Genomic DNA, 18190 nt, shown 5'->3' on the forward strand with positions numbered 1-18190 from the left:
ATTGAGGAAGACAGCGAACATGCCATGGGAAACCGTGATCGGCCTTGAGATTCATACCCAACTCAAGACGGCATCAAAAATCTTCTCCGGCGCCGCCACCGCCTTCGGCGCCGAGCCCAATCGTCAGGCCTGCGCCATTGATCTCGGCCTGCCCGGCGTGCTGCCGGTGCTCAACGCCGAGGCGGTGCGCCATGCCGTGCGCTTCGGCACCGCCATCGGCGCCGAGATCGCCCCGCGCTCGGTATTCGCGCGCAAGAATTATTTCTATCCCGACCTGCCCAAGGGGTATCAGATCAGCCAGTACGAGCTTCCCGTGGTCGGACGCGGTCAGGTGGACATACTGCTCGAAAACGGCAGCCTGAAGACCATCGGCGTCACCCGCGCCCATCTCGAAGAAGACGCTGGAAAATCGGTGCATGAAGACGCTTTGGGGGACGCTGGGAGCAACGCACGCTTCAGCGGCATCGACCTCAACCGCGCCGGCACTCCACTGCTGGAAATCGTTTCCGAACCCGACCTGCGCTCGCCCCAAGAGGCCGTCACCTACGCGCGCAAAATTCACCAGCTGGTGCGCTGGATTGGCATTAGCGATGGCAACATGCAGGAGGGCTCCTTCCGCGTCGATGCCAACATCTCCCTGCGCCCGGCTGGTTCCGACCGCCTTGGCACCCGCGCGGAGATCAAGAACATCAACTCCTTCCGCTTTTTACAGAAGGCGCTGGAGTTCGAGATCGAACGCCAGCGGGACATCCTGGAAGATGGCGGCAGCATCGTGCAGGAAACCCGCCTCTACGATGCCGATCAGGACGAAACCCGCTCCATGCGCTCCAAGGAAGAAGCCAACGACTACCGCTATTTTCCTGACCCCGACCTGCTGCCGCTAGCCATTGATGATGAGTTCATCGCCGCCACCACGGCCGACCTGCCCGAGCTGCCGGACGCCATGCGCACCCGCTTTGCCGAACAGTATGGTCTAGGCGCCGCCGACGCCAGCCTATTGACGGGCTCTCTGGCCATGGCGGATTTTTTCGAGCAGACCGCCGCCGGCTGCGGCGACCCTCGCTTGGCCGCGAACTGGATCACTGGCGCGCTGGCCGCAGCGCTGAACAAAACCGATCTCGATATTGGTTCAAGCCCGGTCAGTCCAGCCGGGCTGGTTGGCCTGCTCAAGCGTATTCAGGACAACAGCATCTCCGGCAAGATCGCCAAGCAGGTGTTCGATGGTCTCTGGGCAGGCGAGGGCGATACCGATCAGATCATCGCCGCGCGCGGGCTGAAGCAAATCACAGACACTGGCGCAATCGAGGGCATTGTTGATGCCGTGATCGCCGCCAATCCGCAGCAGGTGGAACAATACCGCGCCGGCAAGGACAAGGTGTTTGGCTTCTTTGTCGGCCAGGTGATGAAGCAAAGCCAGGGCAAGGCCAACCCGGGGGTGGTGAATCAGCTACTCAAAAACAAACTCGCCGGCTAAGGTTCATGGTCCCGACCACCCAGGGTAATGAATCCGTGTGATTCACAGTAAAGGCGTCGCGCCCTCAGCCAGTGAATAGCGTCAAGACCCCGGTGTATCCGTACATCCGATCCTGAAAAATTTCCCCATTGGCGAAAAAGCCCACCAGCGGCACCTCGCCGAGGTGCTCCTGAATCAACTTCAGCTCCTCGGCGTCCTCGCCAAACAGACTGGCACCGCGCCCCAGACAGGAGACGTAAATCCCGCCGCTCGGGGGTTGTTTCAGGCGCCCTTTCAGATGTCGCAGCATGCGCACCATGTCCTCACGAGCGCTGTCGAGATCGCGGCGGCAGAACATGAGGTCCTGCCCATGCTCAACCAGTTCGGCGATGGCCAGCAGGCGCTTGTTGGTGTCAATGCCGATCAGATTGCGCACCAGATAATCGCCGGTGTCGCTGCCGCGAATCGGCAGCCCGGCGAAAATCAATCCGCCCACCTGATTGAGATCGCGCGCCAGCTCGGCGCCAATGTCTTCACGGAACACATCCAAGGCCGGGCGACCGTCAAGCTGCACAATCACATTGCGCTGCGCTTCGGTGATGCGCCGCTGCGGCCCAATGGGCGTGCAGCCCTGGCTCAGTCCGGTCTGAACTGCCACGGCATCACTCAGTAGAACACCAGAGAGCCCGCCACCGCAGGGTTCATCGGCAATCAGACGCGTTTCCTTGCCGGCCGTGGCGCTAGAGAGCCCCCCCACCAGAAAGCCGGTTGCCGTGCGCGCGGCCAGTTGCTCGATCAGTGCCTTCGTCTGTCCGTTGCCGGGATCTGCATGCACCAGCGCGGTGTAGGGCAGCTGATTACCCAGCCAAGACTTCTGTTCGGCATCAAAAGCCTTAAGGTCGCTCACAATCGGTGGAAACACGCGAAATGCATCCGTCGGCAGATCGGCCACCATAGCGGCCAGCGCCGGGCGCTCGTAGGACTCAACCCCGGTCGCGCAGATGCCACCGGCGACGGCCCCGCACCAGTGCTCAACCTTGGTGGCCAGGCGCAGGGCGTCTAGAACCTCATCAAGGTTCGGGCTGAGCGGCTCGGTCACATAGACAAAACCAAGATTGCCTGTGGCCCCGCGCAACTCGGCTGCGGCTTGGGCGAGGATCTGGCGCCAGTCCTCGCCGCTGACATGGGTATGGCGGAATGGGGTCATCGGGCTCTCCTTTTGCGGTGGGCCGGGCGCCTGCTCAGATCTCGGCCAGATCGCCCTTTTGTTGCAACCAGGCGCGACGGTCAGCGGCGCGTTTTTTTGCAAGCAGCATGTCCATCAGATGCTCGCCCTGTTCCGGGTCTTCAACCGTGAGCTGCACCAGGCGCCGGGTATCCGGGTCGATGGTGGTCTCGCGCAACTGGCGCGGATTCATCTCGCCCAGGCCCTTAAAGCGCTGCACGCTGATCTTGCCCTTGAGCTTCTCGGCGGCGATACGATCAAGCACCCCCTGTTTTTCGCTGTTGTCCAGGGCATAAAACACCTGCTTGCCGATATCGATACGATACAGCGGCGGCATCGCCACATAAACATGACCACCGGTCACCAGGCTGGGAAAATGCTTGAGAAAAAGAGCGCACAACAAGGTGGCGATATGCGCGCCATCGGAGTCCGCATCGGCCAAAATGCAGATCTTGCCAAAGCGCAGGCGCGAGAGATCCTCACTGCCCGGATCAACCCCAACTGCCACGGCAATATCATGCACCTCCTGGGAGGCCAGCACATCGGCCGGGTCCACCTCCCAAGTGTTCAGGATTTTGCCACGCAGCGGCATGATGGCCTGAAATTCCCGATCTCGCGCCTGCTTGGCGGAGCCGCCAGCCGAGTCGCCCTCCACCAAAAACAGCTCACTGCGGGTCGGGTCGGTGGAGGTGCAGTCAGCCAACTTGCCGGGTAGGGCCGGCCCCTGGGTGACCTTTTTTCGTGCCACCTTGCGCCCGGCGCGCAGGCGCGTCTGGGCGGCAGTAATCACCAGTTCGGCGATGCGCTCGGCATCGGCGACATGCTGGTTGAGCCACAGGCTGAAAGAGTCCTTGACCACGCCAGAGACGAAAGCTGCTGATTCGCGCGAAGACAGCCGTTCTTTGGTCTGCCCGGAGAACTGCGGATTGAGCAGCTTGACCGATAAGATGTAGCTGACCCGTCCCCAGACATCCTCGGGTGCCAGGCGCACCCCGCGCGGCAGCAGATTGCGGAACTCGCAGAACTCGCGCAAGGCTTCGGTCAAACCGGTGCGCAAGCCATTCACATGCGTACCACCCTGCACGGTCGGGATCAGGTTCACATAGCTCTCGGTGATCAAATCACCCTGCTCCGGCAGCCAGGCCAGCGCCCAGCTGGCCGATTCAGCGGCGCTTTCCATCTCACCGAAAAAGGGCGCATCGGGCAGCATGGGCGAGTCACCGAGCGCCTGGCTGAGATAGTCCAACAGACCATCCTGATAGCACCAGGTCTCCTGCTCGCCACTGGCCTCGTCAGCAAAGGACACCTCGAGCCCTGGGCAGAGCACCGCCTTGGCCCGGAGCAAATGCTTCAAGGAGCGCACGCTAATTTTGGTGGTGTCGAAATACCGCGCCTCGGGAGAAAACCGCAGTCGGGTGCCGGTATCCCGGGGCTTGACGGGCCCCGTCTCGGTCAACTCCGAGACCTTCTCGCCCTGCTCGAAGGCGATGTGGTACTCCTTACCATCGCGCTTGACCCAGGCATCGAGCCGCCTTGAGAGCGCATTGACCACGGACACACCCACACCATGCAGACCACCGCTGAAGCGATAGCTGCCGGAGGAGAACTTCCCGCCGGCGTGCAGCTTGGTCAGAATCACCTCAATGCCGGGCAGTTTCATCTGCGGATGCTGGTCGACCGGCATCCCACGCCCATCGTCGTCGACCTGAACCGAGCCATCGGCGAACAGCTCCACCGCGATGCGGCGCGCATGTCCGGCAATCGCCTCGTCGACACTGTTGTCAACAACCTCCTGAACAAGATGATTTGGGCCTGCTGTATCTGTGTACATCCCCGGTCGTTTGCGCACCGGGTCGAGGCCACTCAAAACCTCGATGGCTGAGGCGTCATAGCCGCCGTTGGTCACTGCTGAAACTCCTTAGATTCAATCCAGGGTCGGGTCAGGCACCTGGCGCTGGCTGGCTGCCAGATACCACCGCCCGAATCGATTGACCGCAAAACCGCTGTAAGCTACCGTAGTGCGCTTAAAAGTCAAAATAACAATCCAGCGGAAGACCACAACGTTTGGCCAAAACTGAGAAAACATCCACTGCCGCCACCCAGACCGAAGCGCCTGCTGCGTCCTCAATCGACGCCGATGCGCCGCCTGACCAGAGCCCTGACCAGAGCTCTATTAGGAGCCCTGATACCAGCGCACCGAGCAGCCAAGACGCAAGCACGGGCGAGGCTAACGCGGATCCGGCCCGCTTCGAACAATCCCTGGCGGAGCTTGAAGCGCTGGTGGACCGCCTTGAGCAGGGCGATCTCTCGCTTGAGGAATCCCTTGCCACCTTCGAGCGCGGCGTGCATCTCAGCCGCAGTTGCCAACAGGCGCTCGACACCGCCGAGCAGCGCGTGCGTATTCTGACCGATACGTCAAACGAGGCTGCATCCGAATCCTCGGCCAAGCCGATACCCTTTGAGCCCCGATGATCCGGCCCTGAGGTGCTGGGGGTTGAGGGAACAAAGACACACAGGCGGCGACCGCAAACCACGACAGAGACCAAGACATTCCGACAATGGCCAACAAGCCGCTGAAACAATATCTCAAGATCTGCCAAGCCCGGGTTGAACGCGCCTTCGAGATGCGCCTGCCAAGCGTCGACCAAGAGCCCGCGCGTCTGCATCAAGCCATGCGCCATGGCGCGCTTGGCGGCGGCAAGCGGCTGCGCCCAACGCTCGCCTACGCAGCGGCCAGCGCAGTCGGTGTAACCCGTGAGCAGATCGACGCAGCAGCCTGTGCGCTCGAACTCATCCATACCTATTCGCTCATCCACGATGATCTGCCCGCCATGGATGATGACGATCTGCGCCGTGGACAACCCACTTGCCATAAGGCGTTCGACGAGGCAACCGCCATTCTCGCCGGCGATGCTTTACAGACCCTCGCATTTCAGTGGCTGGCCACGGATTCTGCCAACACCGTCGACGCCCGCATCCGCATGATCGAAGTGCTCGCCCGTGCCGCAGGCTCGCGCGGCATGGTCGCCGGCCAGGCACTGGATCTGGCCAGCGAGGGCCAGGCACTCGACCGCGCTGCCCTCGAGAACATTCATCTGCACAAGACGGGCGCACTCATCCAGGCGAGCGTCAACATGGCCGCCCTGGTCAAGCCAGAGACAACCGGCGAGCAAGCCAGCGCGCTCGATGGTTACGCCCGCTGCATTGGGCTGGCATTTCAGATCCAGGACGATCTGCTCGACGTGGAGGGCCAGACCGAGGTGCTCGGCAAGCAGAGCGGTCAGGACGCGGCGCACCACAAAGCCACCTATCCGTCGCTGCTTGGTATCGACGCCGCGCACAAAGAAGCCGCTCGCCTGATCGAGGAAGCGCATCGCTGTCTCAGCGGCTTCGACAGCGGTGCCGATCCGCTGCGTTGGATTGCGGACTACATCATCGCCCGCGATCATTAACTTGCCCGACGGTCCCACCGGGAATCCAAGCCAGGCAGCGAGGCTAGCCAGGCATCACAGCCGCAGCGCCGCTTTCTGCCCGAGTCTTCTCCGACCACCTTCCCTTTCACACCGGCGCCAATATATAACCATTTCATGACAGTCGCAGGGGGCTTGGGCAGTTGCATCCGTCACCCTCGGCGATTTAATCGTCGATTAAGAGGTTTTCATTCAATGGAATCGACCCTGCGGAGTACTGCCGCAGCAGCAGCGGCACCCTCGCCACAAGCCGCATCGCAGAACACCCCTTCGCGACAGACGATGGCCGACGTCCAGGCTAGCGCCGATAGCCGGCGAATTGCCATCGACCGCGTTGGCATCAAGGACATTCGCCATCCGGTGCGCATTCAGGATCGTAGCGGCTTAGAGCAACACACTGTTGCCACCTTCAATATGTACGTGCATCTGCCGCATGACTTCAAGGGCACGCACATGTCGCGCTTCGTGGCCATCTTGAACAACCACCAACCAGAAATCAGCGTCCGCACCTTCAAGGACATGCTCAGGGAGATGGCCGAGCGGCTTGAGTCCGAAGCCGGTCACATCGAAATGCGCTTCCCCTTTTTCATTAACAAACTCGCGCCTGTGACCGGAGTGGCCAGCCTGCTGGATTACGATGTCACCTTTATTGGCGAGGTCAAACAGGGGCAGCCAAGCTTGTCGATCCGGGTGGTAGTGCCCGTGACCAGCCTATGCCCCTGCTCTAAACAAATCTCGGCCTACGGCGCCCACAATCAGCGCTCGCATGTGACAGTGACCGTGCGCACGCGGGGATTTTTGTGGCTGGAGGAGTTGATCGACCTGGTCGAATCCCAGGCCTCGTGCGAGCTATTCGGGTTGCTCAAACGCGCCGATGAGAAATTCGTCACAGAGCACGCTTATGATAATCCCAAGTTTGTTGAGGACACCGTGCGCGACATCGCCGGGCTGTTGAACCAGGATGAGCGCATCGCCGCCTATGTGGTGGAATCTGAGAATTTCGAGTCCATCCACAATCACTCAGCTTACGCCATGATCGAACGCGACAAGGACGCCGAAGCCGCCGGCTGAACCTGGCAATGCAGGAACGCTCCCACTATCAATCCGCTTAAGGCCCCTCCTCTCGAACACTCAGCACCCGAACAGAACAGGCCGGCTAGACGTCTGGCTCAATCCACGCGCAGGTATCCTAAGCCGACCTCCCTCATCCGCAGCCAATCGCGACTCCGCGTTTACCGTGAATTCCACCGAAGTTGGCGTGGTCCATTCTCCGCAATCCCCAACAAAAGCGCCTTTACATGGCACTTTTTTGCGGAAAATGGTTTTTTTGGGTTTGCATACCCTATTGATTCAATTGAATAAAAAAGCCTTCTCCGGAAAGGGTTGAGAAGCCTTGGGTGAATTCGACGCCAGTTTCCGTTATAATGCGCGCTTCAGCCTGATCATTTAGGCTGCTTTTCGGCAATCGCACGTCACGAGTGCCACCTTAGCGGCTCGTTTGCTGCATTGCCATCTCATCCGGCCGCCACCATCAGGCGGTCATCGCTAGTCGCGTCCTATTGTTGTTCATCTAATCGAAGTGCATTCATCGGATCGGCCCGCTTGGTGGCCTGGTGTCTGCGTAAGGGTGACGCGAAAGGCGACGCGCTGCCCCGCACATACAGCGGGGTTCAAATTGGCTGGCCCGGCTCGCGCCTTAACCGCAAGCCGTTACTAAAAGCCAGTACTGCAAGCCATTTGCACACAAGTACTGCAAATCACTGGCCTCAGGCCAGCTCCACGAAAACTCGCTGGCGTGCCTTCGCGCTCGTCGCCCACACGGCGCCCGCGTTGCGGGTCGCCCCGCATCCGCTCGAGGAACCGCGATGAATCTTCAAAGTCAAGAAAAGTCCACACAACAGAACTACGGATCGGACCCGCTAGAGGTTCGCGATACGAATCATTACAAATCCGAATATATCCACCCTTTTGTCGAACGCTGGGATCAGCTCATCGACTGGGACGGTCGCGCCGAGGCGGAGGGGGATTTCTTCATCAGCGCCCTGCGCGAGCATGGGGTAAAAAAAGTGCTGGACGTCGCCACCGGGACTGGCTTCCATTCTGTGCGTCTGCTGCGCGCCGGCTTCGAGGTGACCAGCGCGGATGGCAGCCCGACCATGCTGGCCAAGGCGTTCGAGAATGCGCGCAAGCGCGACTATTTGCTGCGCACCGCCCAAGCCGACTGGCGCTGGCTAAACCGCGACATTCATGACTATTACGACGCCGTGATCTGCCTGGGCAACTCCTTTACTCACCTACACGACGACAACGACAGGCGTAAAGCCTTGGCCGAGTTCTACGCCACCCTGAAGCACGACGGCATCCTGATTATCGATCAGCGTAACTACGATGCCCTGCTCGATCATAAAGTCGAGCCCACACACAACTTTTACTATTGCGGAGACAATGTCCGCGCCACGCCCGAGCATGTTGACGAGTCCCTGGCGCGTTTCCGCTACGAATTTCCGGATGATGAAGTCTTTCACCTGAACATGTTTCCGCTGCGCAAGAAATACGTCCGCCGCTTGTTGCGCGAGGTTGGCTTTCAGCACGTCACCACCTATGGCGACTTCCAGGAAACCTACCGCGACGCCGAGCCGGATTTCTTTATCCATGTGGCAGAAAAACGATACCTGGAAGGAGGAGAAGAAGAATGAGCTTAGGCTACACAGAGGTTGTTGAAACGGCAAGGAATTATTACAACAGCGAGGATGCCGATCAGTTCTATTTTCATGTTTGGGGCGGTGAGGACATCCACATCGGCCTCTATCAGCACCCGGGCGAGGCCATTCGCGATGCCAGCCACCGCACGGTCGAGCGCATGGCGGCTAAGGTGGCCGGGCTCGGACCCGAGTCCCGCGTGCTCGACATGGGCGCCGGCTATGGCGGTGCCGCGCGCTATCTCGCCGAGACCTTTGGCTGCCAGGTCACAGCACTGAATTTGAGCGAGACCGAGAACGAGCGCGACCGGGAGATGAACCGCGAGCGCGGGCTCGATCAACTGATCACGGTCATTGACGGCAGCTTCGAGGAAGTCCCGGCACCTGACGGCAGCTTCGATCTGGTTTGGTCGCAAGATGCCATCCTGCACAGCGGCCGGCGCGCGCAGGTCATCGCCGAGGCGGCACGCGTGCTGCGTGCCGGTGGCGATTTGATCTTCACCGACCCGATGCAGGCCGACGACTGCCCCGAAGGCGTGCTGCAGCCGGTGCTGGATCGCATCCATCTTGCCAGCCTCGGCTCCATCGGCTTTTATCGCGAAACCGCCGCCGCCAATGGCTTGCAAGAGGTCGGCGTCGAGCCCATGGTCGAGCATCTGATCAGCCACTACGGCCGGGTACGCGAGGTGCTTGAATCCAGCCGCGATGACCTTGCCGGCAAGGTCTCCGATGCCTATATCGAGCGCATGATCACCGGCTTGGGACATTGGGTCGAAGCCGGTCGCAACGGTTATCTTGACTGGGGTATCTTGCATTTCCGCAAGCCAGCCGGTTAACTGCCAGTCGACTGACGGCGAGCCGGCACTGACTCCCGCGCTCACCGGCGCTCCGTTTCCATCGCAGGTCCCGTCCACCGGGTCAGGGCAACACCAGCGCAGGCAGATGCATGATGGCACTCGATTCCTTACAGCGACCGCTCGTCTTCGGCGAGGTCCTGTTCGACCGCTTTACCGAGGAGGCTAGCGGGCAGGTGACCGAGGTGCTAGGAGGCGCGCCCTTCAATGTCGCCTGGCATCTGCACGCGTTTGCCCAAACACCAGATCAAGGGCCGCAACAACCTCAGGGGCGGCTGCCGCGCTTGATCAGTCGTGTCGGCCGCGACCCACTCGGCACGCGCATTCTCCAAGCCATGGCTGAGCAGGACATGGACTCGTCACTGGTGCAGCAGGACGCTACCCACCCAACCGGCACCGTCGAGGTCAGCCTGCAACGGGGCGAGCCGAGCTACGACATTGTCGCCGAGCGGGCCTACGACTTCATCGACTCAGCGCTCCTGCCCAAGGCGGCGCCCGGCACCCTGCTGTATCACGGCACTCTGGCCGCCCGTCATCGGGTCTCCGCAGCGGCTTTGCAGCAGTTGCGCGACAGCGGAGAGCTGGCGGTCTTTGTCGATGTCAACCTGCGCGCGCCCTGGTGGACGCCCGAGCAGGTCTCGTCCCTGATCGAAGGTGCCACCTACATCAAGCTCAACGCCGATGAGTTGGCGATTCTGGCTCCGCCGGGCCATTCGCTCGAAGCGCGCGCCCAGGCTCTGATTGCCAGCAAAGGCCTCACCGCCACCTTTATCACGCTCGGTGCCGAGGGAGCGCTGGCAGTGAGTGCTAACGGCGAGTACTTGCGGCTCGGCCCACCCCGAGTGGAGCGCTTTGTTGATGCCGTTGGTGCCGGCGATGGCTTCGCCTCGGTGCTCATCCTTGGCCTGTTGCACGACTGGCCGCTACAACAGACGCTCGAACGCGCCCAGACCTTTGCCAGCGCCATCGTCGGCCAGCGCGGTGCCACCAGCCGCGATCCTGCTTTCTATCGAGCCTTCAGCGAGCAGTGGAGCCAGCCATGAGCGAGATCTTTCTCGAACAACGTCAGGAGCAATCCACCGGCTCGCTGGTCCCAGAGCTCATCGCCTTTGTGCGCGAACAACGCAATCTAACCCATCGCGTTTTTCACTGGCTAATCGGCCTGCAACGGCCTTTCCTGCTGCACAGCGATGTTGCTGACGCGCTCGCGCACCTGTGCCGGGACGACCCCGAGCTGGGCCCCACGGTGCTGGCCCGCGCGCTCGAGCAATGCCAGGAAGTCACCCTGACGCCGTCATGGATCTATCTCGCCCTGCGCCGACGCGTCGCACGCTGGGAGTTTGTGCGCCTGCATATCGAGACCATGGACGCCCAGCCGGTCAGCGTGGCCGAGTACCTGGCGTTCAAGGAGCGCACCGCCACCGGCGGACCCGAAGATCCCTGGGGGCTGGAAATCGACATGTCGCCCTTCTATCGCGACCAATTCAAGCTGCGCGAGGAGGGCTCCATCGGGCGCGGGGTTGAGTTTCTGAACCGGCGCCTATCCAGCCGCTTGTTCGAGGAACTCGGCAAGGGTGATCGCCGATTGCTCAACTTTCTGCGCATGCACAGTCATCGCGGTCAGGTGCTCATGCTCAATGACACCATCACCGATGTGGCCGGACTGCGCAATGCGCTACGCCAGGCCCTGCTGCCGTTGCGGCGGCGCGCCGCCAGCACCCCCTACGAAGAGCTGGCACCAGACCTGCGCCCGCTGGGATTTGAGCCCGGCTGGGGCTGTGATGCCGCGCGGGTGCGCAACACCATGGGGTTACTACTGGATATTCTCGAAGCGCCCTCTCCCCAGACGATCGAGGAATTCCTCGGGCGCATCCCGATGATCTTCTCCATCGCTATCCTCTCACCGCACGGTTGGTTCGGGCAGTCCAATGTGCTCGGCCGCCCCGACACCGGCGGGCAGGTGGTCTACATCCTTGATCAGGTGCGCGCGCTTGAGCGCGAAATGCGCGCGCGCCTCGCCGAGCAGGGCATCGATATCGATCCGGAAGTCATCGTCATCACCCGGCTCATCCCTGAATCCGAAGGCACCACCTCGGATCAGCGCATCGAGCCCATTGCCGGAACCCAGAACGCGCGCATTTTGCGCGTGCCCTTCCGGAACGAAAACGGCGATATCCTGCCGCACTGGATCTCACGCTTCCACATCTGGCCCTACCTGGAGCGCTTCGCGCTGGATGCCGAAACTGAGCTGCTGGCCGAGCTCGGCGACCGCCCGGACCTGATCATTGGCAACTACTCCGACGGCAATCTGGTCGCCTCCCTGATGTCGCGCCGGCTCGGGGTCAGCCAGTGCAACATCGCCCATGCGTTGGAGAAAACCAAGTACCTGTTCTCCGATCTTTATTGGCGCGATAACGAAGATCGCTACCATTTCTCCTGCCAGTTCACCGCTGATCTGATTGCAATGAACACAGCGGATTTCATCATCACCAGCACCTATCAGGAGATTGCCGGCACCGACGAAAGCCTGGGCCAATACGAAAGCTACATGAATTTCACCATGCCTGGCCTCTACCGCGTGGTGGCTGGCGTCGATGTTTATGATCCCAAGTTCAACATCGTCTCGCCCGGTGCCGACGAGGAGATCTATTTTCCCTTCACCGAGACCGAGCGCCGACTTGCGCATCTGCATGGGGAAATCGAGCAGCTTATTTTCGGCGAGCCAGTGCCGGGCCAATCTCGCGGCCAATTGCAGGACCGCGACAAACCCCTGCTATTTTCCATGGCACGCCTGGACCGCATCAAAAATATTGGCGGTCTGGTCGACTGGTACGCCCGCGCCCCTGAACTGCGCAACCGGGTCAATCTGGTCGTTGTCGCCGGCCATGTCGATGGCAATGCCTCGGGCGACGACGAAGAACGCGAGCAAATTGACTACATCCACTATTTGATGAACACCCACGGCCTGGACGGACAGGTGCGCTGGCTCGGGGTGCATCTCGACAAATTCCTTGCCGGCGAATTCTACCGTTGCATCGCTGATCACCAAGGCGCCTTCGTGCAGCCGGCCCTGTTCGAGGCATTCGGACTCACGGTGGTCGAGGCCATGAGCTGCGGCCTACCCACCTTCGCCACCTGCTATGGCGGCCCATCCGAGATCATCGAGCACGGCCTCTCTGGCTTTCACATCGACCCTAACCATGGCGACCAGGCCGCAGCCCTCATCCTCGAGTTCTTCGACGCTTGCAGCCAGAATCCCGCCCACTGGCAAACCTTCTCCACTGCCGCCATGGCGCGCGTACAGGAGCGCTACACCTGGCGCCGCTACGCCGAGCGCATGATGACACTCTCCAGAGTCTACGGTTTCTGGAAATACGTCACCGACCTTGAACGCGCCGAGACCTCCCGCTACCTCGAGATGTTCTACACCCTGAAATTACGCCCACTAGCAAAAGCAATTCAGGGTTGACCGGCAATAGCATCGGCATTCCACTGCTTTGACGAAAAGTCGCAAGTGGTCACTTGCGCGCAGGTGCGGACCTATCCAGGTTCGCGGTGAGGCACAATTCCAAGCTCGGCATCGCTTTCAATGATCAGCACCGCAACCCAATCATTGTTATCATCTGTGGCTTATACTGGCATAAAAAACCACTGGATGCTATTAGCACAATGGGTTCGGTGGTTACAAAAACACATGTCCGACAGCCTTCCCCTAGCATCCACTGGTCCTGCGCATCAAGTAGGCAAGGCACTTGCTCGCTGCGGTGCCCCGGCTACAGCGGCTCGTCGCCGGTGAGAATATGCGTCCTGACCGGACACTCTGCCAGAGCGGGATGGTAGAGTCTGTCCTAGGTCCCAAGTTCATAAACCCGATGGCCATTGGCTCGCCGCGCGCAGCACACGCAGAACCCGCCGATCTCGACGGGGAGCCCGCGCCATCATGCGCTGGTGTGGGGCGATGCCGCCTAGCTCGAGCGCGGGTATGCAGATTCACCACCACCACCGCCACGGCGATGAAGACCGGCCGGGCTTGCCAGAGGATGTCATTGGCCATCCCACGACGTTCACACCATCCCCAACGCCTGCAATATCGCCAGCCTCTTCTCAGCAAAGGTCTCGGCCTCGCGCGTCAGCTCCGCGAGGTTGTCCTCGGCCGATTCCATCGGCCGGCCGTCTTTGAGCTGGCGCTGGCCCTGGCTTTGTCGCACCTGCCAGGTAATGCGCGCCCAGTCCGAGCGTGTTTTGTGGCCTTGGCGCTGGGCGAGCAGGAACAGTTGCTCGAAGCGGTTGACGCCGCCGCCGGTGACCGGGCTGGCGAGGTACTGCACGTCGCTGCTACCGCGTGCCAAGGTGAGCGGGGGCACATTGACTGACAGAACAGTGGGTCGGGGATGGCATTGAGCAGCGTCTGCTGTTCGCTGCTGCGGTTGATTGGGTCGATGGCGTCGAGTGCATGCGCAGAGCAGACGTTGCTGAGCTTGGCGTCTTTGAGCCAGTCGGCCAGGGTGGCGAAGTGCATCGGGTGCCAGTCATCGCATCGCTGATCCAGCTCCAGATGCCATGCACGCCGATGAAATCAAGCTCAGGCTGGTCGTCGCGGGCGGCAAAGTCGACAAAGCTATCATCGAACAGTTGCGCGTTGCTGCCGGATACGGCGGCGAGGGCTTGGGCAAAGGCAGCCTGGCTGGAGTTGAAGTCAGCGCCTTACCAGTGCACCGGCGCGGCGACCGCGTGAATGCTGGCGCTTACGCCTTGGTCGAAGCCGAGTTCGCAGTCAGGAGGTGAGGATGTATCCACCCCCGATGATTCCCTCTGACTGGTGGCCCCAGCAGGCCATGGCGGTCGTTGAATGGATGGAGATGCTCTGCGAAGGAATCTATGACGTCCATGGCCTCGCCATCGCCGAGGCCCGTGAGCAGCGCTATCAGAACCAACTCGCCGATGCGCGTCAGCTGCCGTTACCGCTTTGGCCTTCCTTCAACGATGATCCGTTCTGAGTGATCCCTTCAGAGCGCCGTCCGCTGCCAGCGGGTCGGTGGCTGACGCATCGGGACACCCGCGACCGTCGCTTTCTCGGCTTCCTCGACTTCACCCTTATGCGCAGGTTAGTATCGGCGAGGTGACGCCGCTTACAATCTTGCATACTTGTGTCTACATGCCCCGCTCGGCGATCCCGGTGGTGTCTTCGCCGCTCACCTTAACGCGCCAAAGACCACAGCCTTCCGGTGCCTTGAAACCGTCGGCTTTCGCGTGCTTGCGCGCGGTTATCCTCATGGACCACAACAACTATCTTTTCGGGACTCAGTCACGCGGCCTGCACACTCGCTACACCTGGCTTCATACATACCCTTGCGGAAATATGCACGCAGGTTCGCTACAGAGCGCGGTGGTTAACCGCCTCTCGTGGGAATTAGGTCGCCCCTCACCCACTGGGTAACAGAATCCAATTTCACGGCTTCCAGTCCGATTCCAAGGATCTGGATTTAACTTGACACAACAAGGCTCGATACCGGGCTCGCGGCTCACGATTACCCAGGCGGGACTCTCACCCGCTAGAACACGCGGCCTTGCCAGGCCGCACTGGCCCCTTTGATTAAATTTCGACCACGGCCCCTTTGATTCCTTCTTTGATTCCTTCTTTGATTCCTTTGATTCTCTTCCGTGTAAAGGCGGCGATTGCTATCGCTTTTGTCAAAACTAGAGTCTATCTCCTCGAAGCTCGATAATGCTCGGCGATTTCCTGCTTACTCTTCCTCAATAAGGCGACTTCGGATGGTGTCAGCATCCGGGGAACGTTCGAGGTAACGAGCTTCTGATTGAGTAAGGCAATCGAACCCATAACCGAAACGCTCGTGCCACCAGGTTTCAAGTGTTTGTCCATGTTTCTCCCTCAGCGCAGTGAGCTGCTCTCGTGTTGGCGACAGAACGGCGGAAAAGGGTTTGCCGGCGAGTACCGTTGCACCGATGACGACGCCGCCATTCGATTCGATATGCCCCTTTAGGTTTGCAAGCGTTCCACCTTGTCCGACAAAATCATCCACCAGAAAGTAAGAGGCTCCGGAAATGACTTCGCCATCGAATGCGGCCGGTCTGGCCAGGCGAGCAAATCCATTCGCGCCCGTATGACCGACAATGTTGATCTGCACCAAGCCTTCATCAACCGGCAGACTGAGACGAGCACTGAGTTCATCCGCCAAGGCTTCCGGAATCGCGTTCACCCCGTCACGCTCAACGGCATGTGCCGAGGCGAGGATAACTTGACGCCCAGCAACAAGTTCGCGAATCTTCAGCACCGCCGGCTCGGCGATGGTCGCTTTGACCAGCGAAAACGCCGCTTGCACATCCCCGGATTTTGCCGCTCGATAGTCGGGATGCCGCTTGACCGCGATTTCAGGGCTGTGAATCACCACTGGCGGAAAATCGCGCCATAGGGTTCGGGCCGGTTTAAGCGTCATTGTCGAACAGATCCCGCGTGTCAGTCTCCCGTTGGCGTGGCTTTGGTCCAGGCTTTTGTCGCTTGAGCGCACGACCGAGGCGCTGCTCCAGGGCTTCGACAAAATCATCCCCGCCGAGCGGGCGCCCGGTGCGGGCATGGGCGTGCAATGCTTCGACGGTGTCCCCGTCCTCCGGCTCGCCAAGGAAACGGCACCAGTCCGAAATCAGCTCCAATAGCGGCCCGACTTGGACAAGCGCATCATCCGCTCCCGCCAAATGCGCGCGCGCACTCGACCACTCCCAATCCTCCGGTCGTTGGCACAGGCGCGCGCACGGGATTCAGCTCCACATATCGGGCAGCGGCGATCAAATGCCGCTCATCCATGACGAACGAGTGGAACCGTTCCTGCCACAGGTGACCGCGCCAGCCATGGCGAAAATTGATCATCCGGGTGTAGCGCCGATGGGCTTCACCCAAGGCATCCCGCAAACCAAACTCCGTCGCCGGCACCAGAATCAGATGCACATGATTGGGCATGAAGCAGTAGGCCAACACCCGCGTTTCGCAGGCACGACAAGAAAGCGATAACAAACGACGATACTCCGCATAGTCGTCATCGCTAAAAAACGTCTGCTGCCGCCGATTGCCGCGCTGCGTTACATGATGCGGTAACCCCGGAACCACCACTCTCGGGAGTCTTGCCATTGTTCGGTCAATTTCTCACCCGTCACGAACGCCTTAATAAGACTGTAACCCCATTTGGCGTTCTTCGTCTAGAATTAAGTATACGGAGAGTAAGCCGGGAACTTGTCCGCGTTTAGGTCAAGGTTTGTTTTCTCTGTTTCCGCCTGGTTTCCCGGCGGTGCCACAATATTATGACCGTGCGCAGCTTCGTTACCCGGCTCCTCGCAGAACCGGACTTGGAGTGTTACACCATCCGGCTCCTAGTTCGGGGCATTCACCAAGGGATAGACTCTCGTCCATCAACACAGAAGGCCCTCCTTCCATCAGACCATCCATGCTTCTCGCTCTTGGCTCCATTGATGTGAATCGCTTCGGCTCTCGTTGTCACGCGCATTGATCCTCTCGGTGTAGGGGCGTGTTATACCGTCGCAATATCCCAAACTGCCACTCCTTTGCTCGACCCGCATTACCGGGCGTCATCGCTCTTATGAGCGGCTCCGACTTCCAACAACCACCGCCGATGTCCTCGTTGATTAGACTTGTTCATCGGTGCCCACCTCCCGCAGACCGGCTGTTGGATCTCCCTGGTTACCACGTGCTCTCAATGTAAGGCTCGATACGGCCTCGGACCCCGGGGAGTCTCCATGCCACTGACCTTGACGCGACATGGAGTGTTGCCTGCCGGGGGGACAAACCCGTCGGCACTCTCCGACAAATTCTTTTCGGGGCTCTACACCTTCAGGGGCGGCTTCACCCGCTACCTTTGCACCTCGCCTGTTTTCATGCCTACGCACCGACGCGTCAGTTACCCTTCGCGCCGTAAGGCTTGATACCGGGCTCGCGGCTCACGATTACCCGGGCGGGACTCTAACCCGCTAGAGCACGCGGCCTTGCCAGGCCGCACGGAGAGTAAGCCGGGAACTTGTCCGCGTTTAGGTCAAGGTTTGTTTTCTCTGTTTCCGCCTGGTTTCCCGGCGGTGCCACAATATTATGACCGTGCGCAGCTTCGTTACCCGGCTCCTCGCAGAACCGGACTTGGAGTGTTACACCATCCGGCTCCCAGTTCAGGTCATTCACCAAGGAATGGGCTGTCTCAACCCATCAACACAGAAAGCCCTCCTTCCATCAGACCACCCATGTTTCTCGCGCTTGGCTCCATTGGTGTGAATCGCATCGGCTCTCGTTTTCACGCGCAGAGTCCTCTCGGTGTAGGGGCGTGTTAGACCAATGCAATCTCCCAAACCGCCACTCCTTTGCTCGACCCGCATTACCGGGCGTCATCGCTCATACGAGTGGCTCCGACTTCCAGCAACCACCGCCGATGTCCTCGTTGATTAGACTTGTTCATCGGTGCCCACCTCCCGCAGAC

The 18190-nt window shown here is 60.4% G+C and carries 14 protein-coding genes and 2 pseudogenes; 10 read left to right on the forward strand and 6 right to left on the reverse strand.

Features of this window, described 5'->3' with window-relative positions; translation table 11 throughout:
* Nucleotides 1-19 precede the first annotated feature (19 nt).
* Nucleotides 20-1474: an Asp-tRNA(Asn)/Glu-tRNA(Gln) amidotransferase subunit GatB gene (gene gatB, locus Thiofri_RS01780; protein ID WP_009150125.1), complete on the forward strand. Its 1455-nt coding sequence runs from the start codon at nucleotides 20-22 to the stop codon at nucleotides 1472-1474.
* 64 nt (nucleotides 1475-1538) lie between these two features.
* On the opposite strand, the gene Thiofri_RS01785 is transcribed toward gatB, so the two are convergent.
* Both Thiofri_RS01785 and parE read right to left on the reverse strand, forming a co-directional pair.
* Nucleotides 1539-2660: an FIST signal transduction protein gene (locus tag Thiofri_RS01785; RefSeq protein ID WP_009150124.1), complete on the reverse strand. Its 1122-nt coding sequence runs from the start codon at nucleotides 2658-2660 to the stop codon at nucleotides 1539-1541.
* A 34-nt stretch (nucleotides 2661-2694) separates the two neighbouring features.
* On the reverse strand, nucleotides 2695-4584 hold the full coding sequence (gene parE, locus Thiofri_RS01790; RefSeq protein WP_009150123.1) for a DNA topoisomerase IV subunit B: 1890 nt from the start codon (nucleotides 4582-4584) through the stop codon (nucleotides 2695-2697).
* Nucleotides 4585-4937: 353 nt separating this feature from the next.
* Between parE and Thiofri_RS01795 the strand changes: the two genes are divergently transcribed.
* From Thiofri_RS01795 to Thiofri_RS01825, 7 genes are all read left to right on the forward strand, one after another.
* Nucleotides 4938-5150, forward strand: a complete 213-nt coding sequence (locus Thiofri_RS01795; protein ID WP_051024015.1) for an exodeoxyribonuclease VII small subunit — start codon at nucleotides 4938-4940, stop codon at nucleotides 5148-5150.
* 86 nt (nucleotides 5151-5236) lie between these two features.
* Complete coding sequence (locus Thiofri_RS01800) at nucleotides 5237-6130, forward strand: polyprenyl synthetase family protein (RefSeq protein ID WP_009150121.1); 894 nt, start codon at nucleotides 5237-5239, stop codon at nucleotides 6128-6130.
* A 300-nt stretch (nucleotides 6131-6430) separates the two neighbouring features.
* Nucleotides 6431-7219, forward strand: a complete 789-nt coding sequence (gene folE2 / locus Thiofri_RS01805; protein WP_051023935.1) for a GTP cyclohydrolase FolE2 — start codon at nucleotides 6431-6433, stop codon at nucleotides 7217-7219.
* Nucleotides 7220-8013: 794 nt separating this feature from the next.
* The gene (locus Thiofri_RS01810; protein ID WP_009150118.1) at nucleotides 8014-8844 is read left to right on the forward strand and encodes a glycine/sarcosine N-methyltransferase; all 831 of its coding nucleotides are present in this window, start codon (nucleotides 8014-8016) and stop codon (nucleotides 8842-8844) included.
* Nucleotides 8841-9683, forward strand: coding sequence for an SAM-dependent methyltransferase (locus Thiofri_RS01815; RefSeq protein WP_009150117.1), 843 nt, complete (start codon nucleotides 8841-8843; stop codon nucleotides 9681-9683). The genes Thiofri_RS01810 and Thiofri_RS01815 overlap by 4 nt, the downstream gene beginning before the upstream one ends.
* A gap of 110 nt (nucleotides 9684-9793) precedes the next feature.
* On the forward strand, nucleotides 9794-10744 hold the full coding sequence (locus Thiofri_RS01820; protein WP_009150116.1) for a PfkB family carbohydrate kinase: 951 nt from the start codon (nucleotides 9794-9796) through the stop codon (nucleotides 10742-10744).
* Nucleotides 10741-13170, forward strand: a complete 2430-nt coding sequence (locus Thiofri_RS01825; protein ID WP_009150115.1) for a sucrose synthase — start codon at nucleotides 10741-10743, stop codon at nucleotides 13168-13170. Before Thiofri_RS01820 ends, Thiofri_RS01825 begins: the two co-directional genes overlap by 4 nt.
* A gap of 595 nt (nucleotides 13171-13765) precedes the next feature.
* Here Thiofri_RS01825 and Thiofri_RS01830 read toward each other — a convergent pair.
* Together Thiofri_RS01830 and Thiofri_RS01835 are read right to left on the reverse strand one after the other, a co-directional pair.
* Nucleotides 13766-14065, reverse strand: coding sequence for a hypothetical protein (locus Thiofri_RS01830; RefSeq protein WP_040857301.1), 300 nt, complete (start codon nucleotides 14063-14065; stop codon nucleotides 13766-13768).
* A gap of 62 nt (nucleotides 14066-14127) precedes the next feature.
* Nucleotides 14128-14220 (reverse strand): annotated as a pseudogene (locus Thiofri_RS01835) (hypothetical protein); the annotation flags it as partial.
* A 41-nt stretch (nucleotides 14221-14261) separates the two neighbouring features.
* Between Thiofri_RS01835 and Thiofri_RS01840 the strand changes: the two are divergent.
* A complete protein-coding gene (locus Thiofri_RS01840; RefSeq protein ID WP_040857299.1) occupies nucleotides 14262-14486 on the forward strand; it encodes a hypothetical protein in 225 nt (74 codons plus the stop codon).
* A gap of 2 nt (nucleotides 14487-14488) precedes the next feature.
* Nucleotides 14489-14698, forward strand: a complete 210-nt coding sequence (locus Thiofri_RS01845) for a hypothetical protein (RefSeq protein WP_009150114.1) — start codon at nucleotides 14489-14491, stop codon at nucleotides 14696-14698.
* 747 nt (nucleotides 14699-15445) lie between these two features.
* Here Thiofri_RS01845 and Thiofri_RS01850 read toward each other — a convergent pair.
* Nucleotides 15446-16156, reverse strand: coding sequence for a phosphoribosyltransferase (locus tag Thiofri_RS01850; RefSeq protein WP_009150113.1), 711 nt, complete (start codon nucleotides 16154-16156; stop codon nucleotides 15446-15448).
* Nucleotides 16146-16842 (reverse strand): annotated as a pseudogene (locus tag Thiofri_RS01855) (transposase). Before Thiofri_RS01855 ends, Thiofri_RS01850 begins: the two are co-directional and overlap by 11 nt.
* Nucleotides 16843-18190: the final 1348 nt, after the last annotated feature.

Origin of the sequence: Thiorhodovibrio frisius, assembly GCF_033954835.1 — a bacterium.
Classification (GTDB): Bacteria; Pseudomonadota; Gammaproteobacteria; order Chromatiales; family Chromatiaceae; genus Thiorhodovibrio; species Thiorhodovibrio frisius.

Bases quoted from the DNA above. Each gene is read 5' to 3' on its own strand.
- gatB (WP_009150125.1), top strand. From the start codon at position 20: ATGCCATGGGAAACCGTGATCGGCCTTGAGATTCATACCCAACTCAAG.
- Thiofri_RS01785 (WP_009150124.1), bottom strand. From the start codon at position 2,660: ATGACCCCATTCCGCCATACCCATGTCAGCGGCGAGGACTGGCGCCAG.
- Thiofri_RS01800 (WP_009150121.1), top strand. From the start codon at position 5,237: ATGGCCAACAAGCCGCTGAAACAATATCTCAAGATCTGCCAAGCCCGG.
- folE2 (WP_051023935.1), top strand. From the start codon at position 6,431: ATGGCCGACGTCCAGGCTAGCGCCGATAGCCGGCGAATTGCCATCGAC.
- Thiofri_RS01810 (WP_009150118.1), top strand. From the start codon at position 8,014: ATGAATCTTCAAAGTCAAGAAAAGTCCACACAACAGAACTACGGATCG.
- Thiofri_RS01815 (WP_009150117.1), top strand. From the start codon at position 8,841: ATGAGCTTAGGCTACACAGAGGTTGTTGAAACGGCAAGGAATTATTAC.
- Thiofri_RS01820 (WP_009150116.1), top strand. From the start codon at position 9,794: ATGATGGCACTCGATTCCTTACAGCGACCGCTCGTCTTCGGCGAGGTC.
- Thiofri_RS01825 (WP_009150115.1), top strand. From the start codon at position 10,741: ATGAGCGAGATCTTTCTCGAACAACGTCAGGAGCAATCCACCGGCTCG.
- Thiofri_RS01840 (WP_040857299.1), top strand. From the start codon at position 14,262: ATGCACGCCGATGAAATCAAGCTCAGGCTGGTCGTCGCGGGCGGCAAA.
- Thiofri_RS01845 (WP_009150114.1), top strand. From the start codon at position 14,489: ATGTATCCACCCCCGATGATTCCCTCTGACTGGTGGCCCCAGCAGGCC.
- Thiofri_RS01850 (WP_009150113.1), bottom strand. From the start codon at position 16,156: ATGACGCTTAAACCGGCCCGAACCCTATGGCGCGATTTTCCGCCAGTG.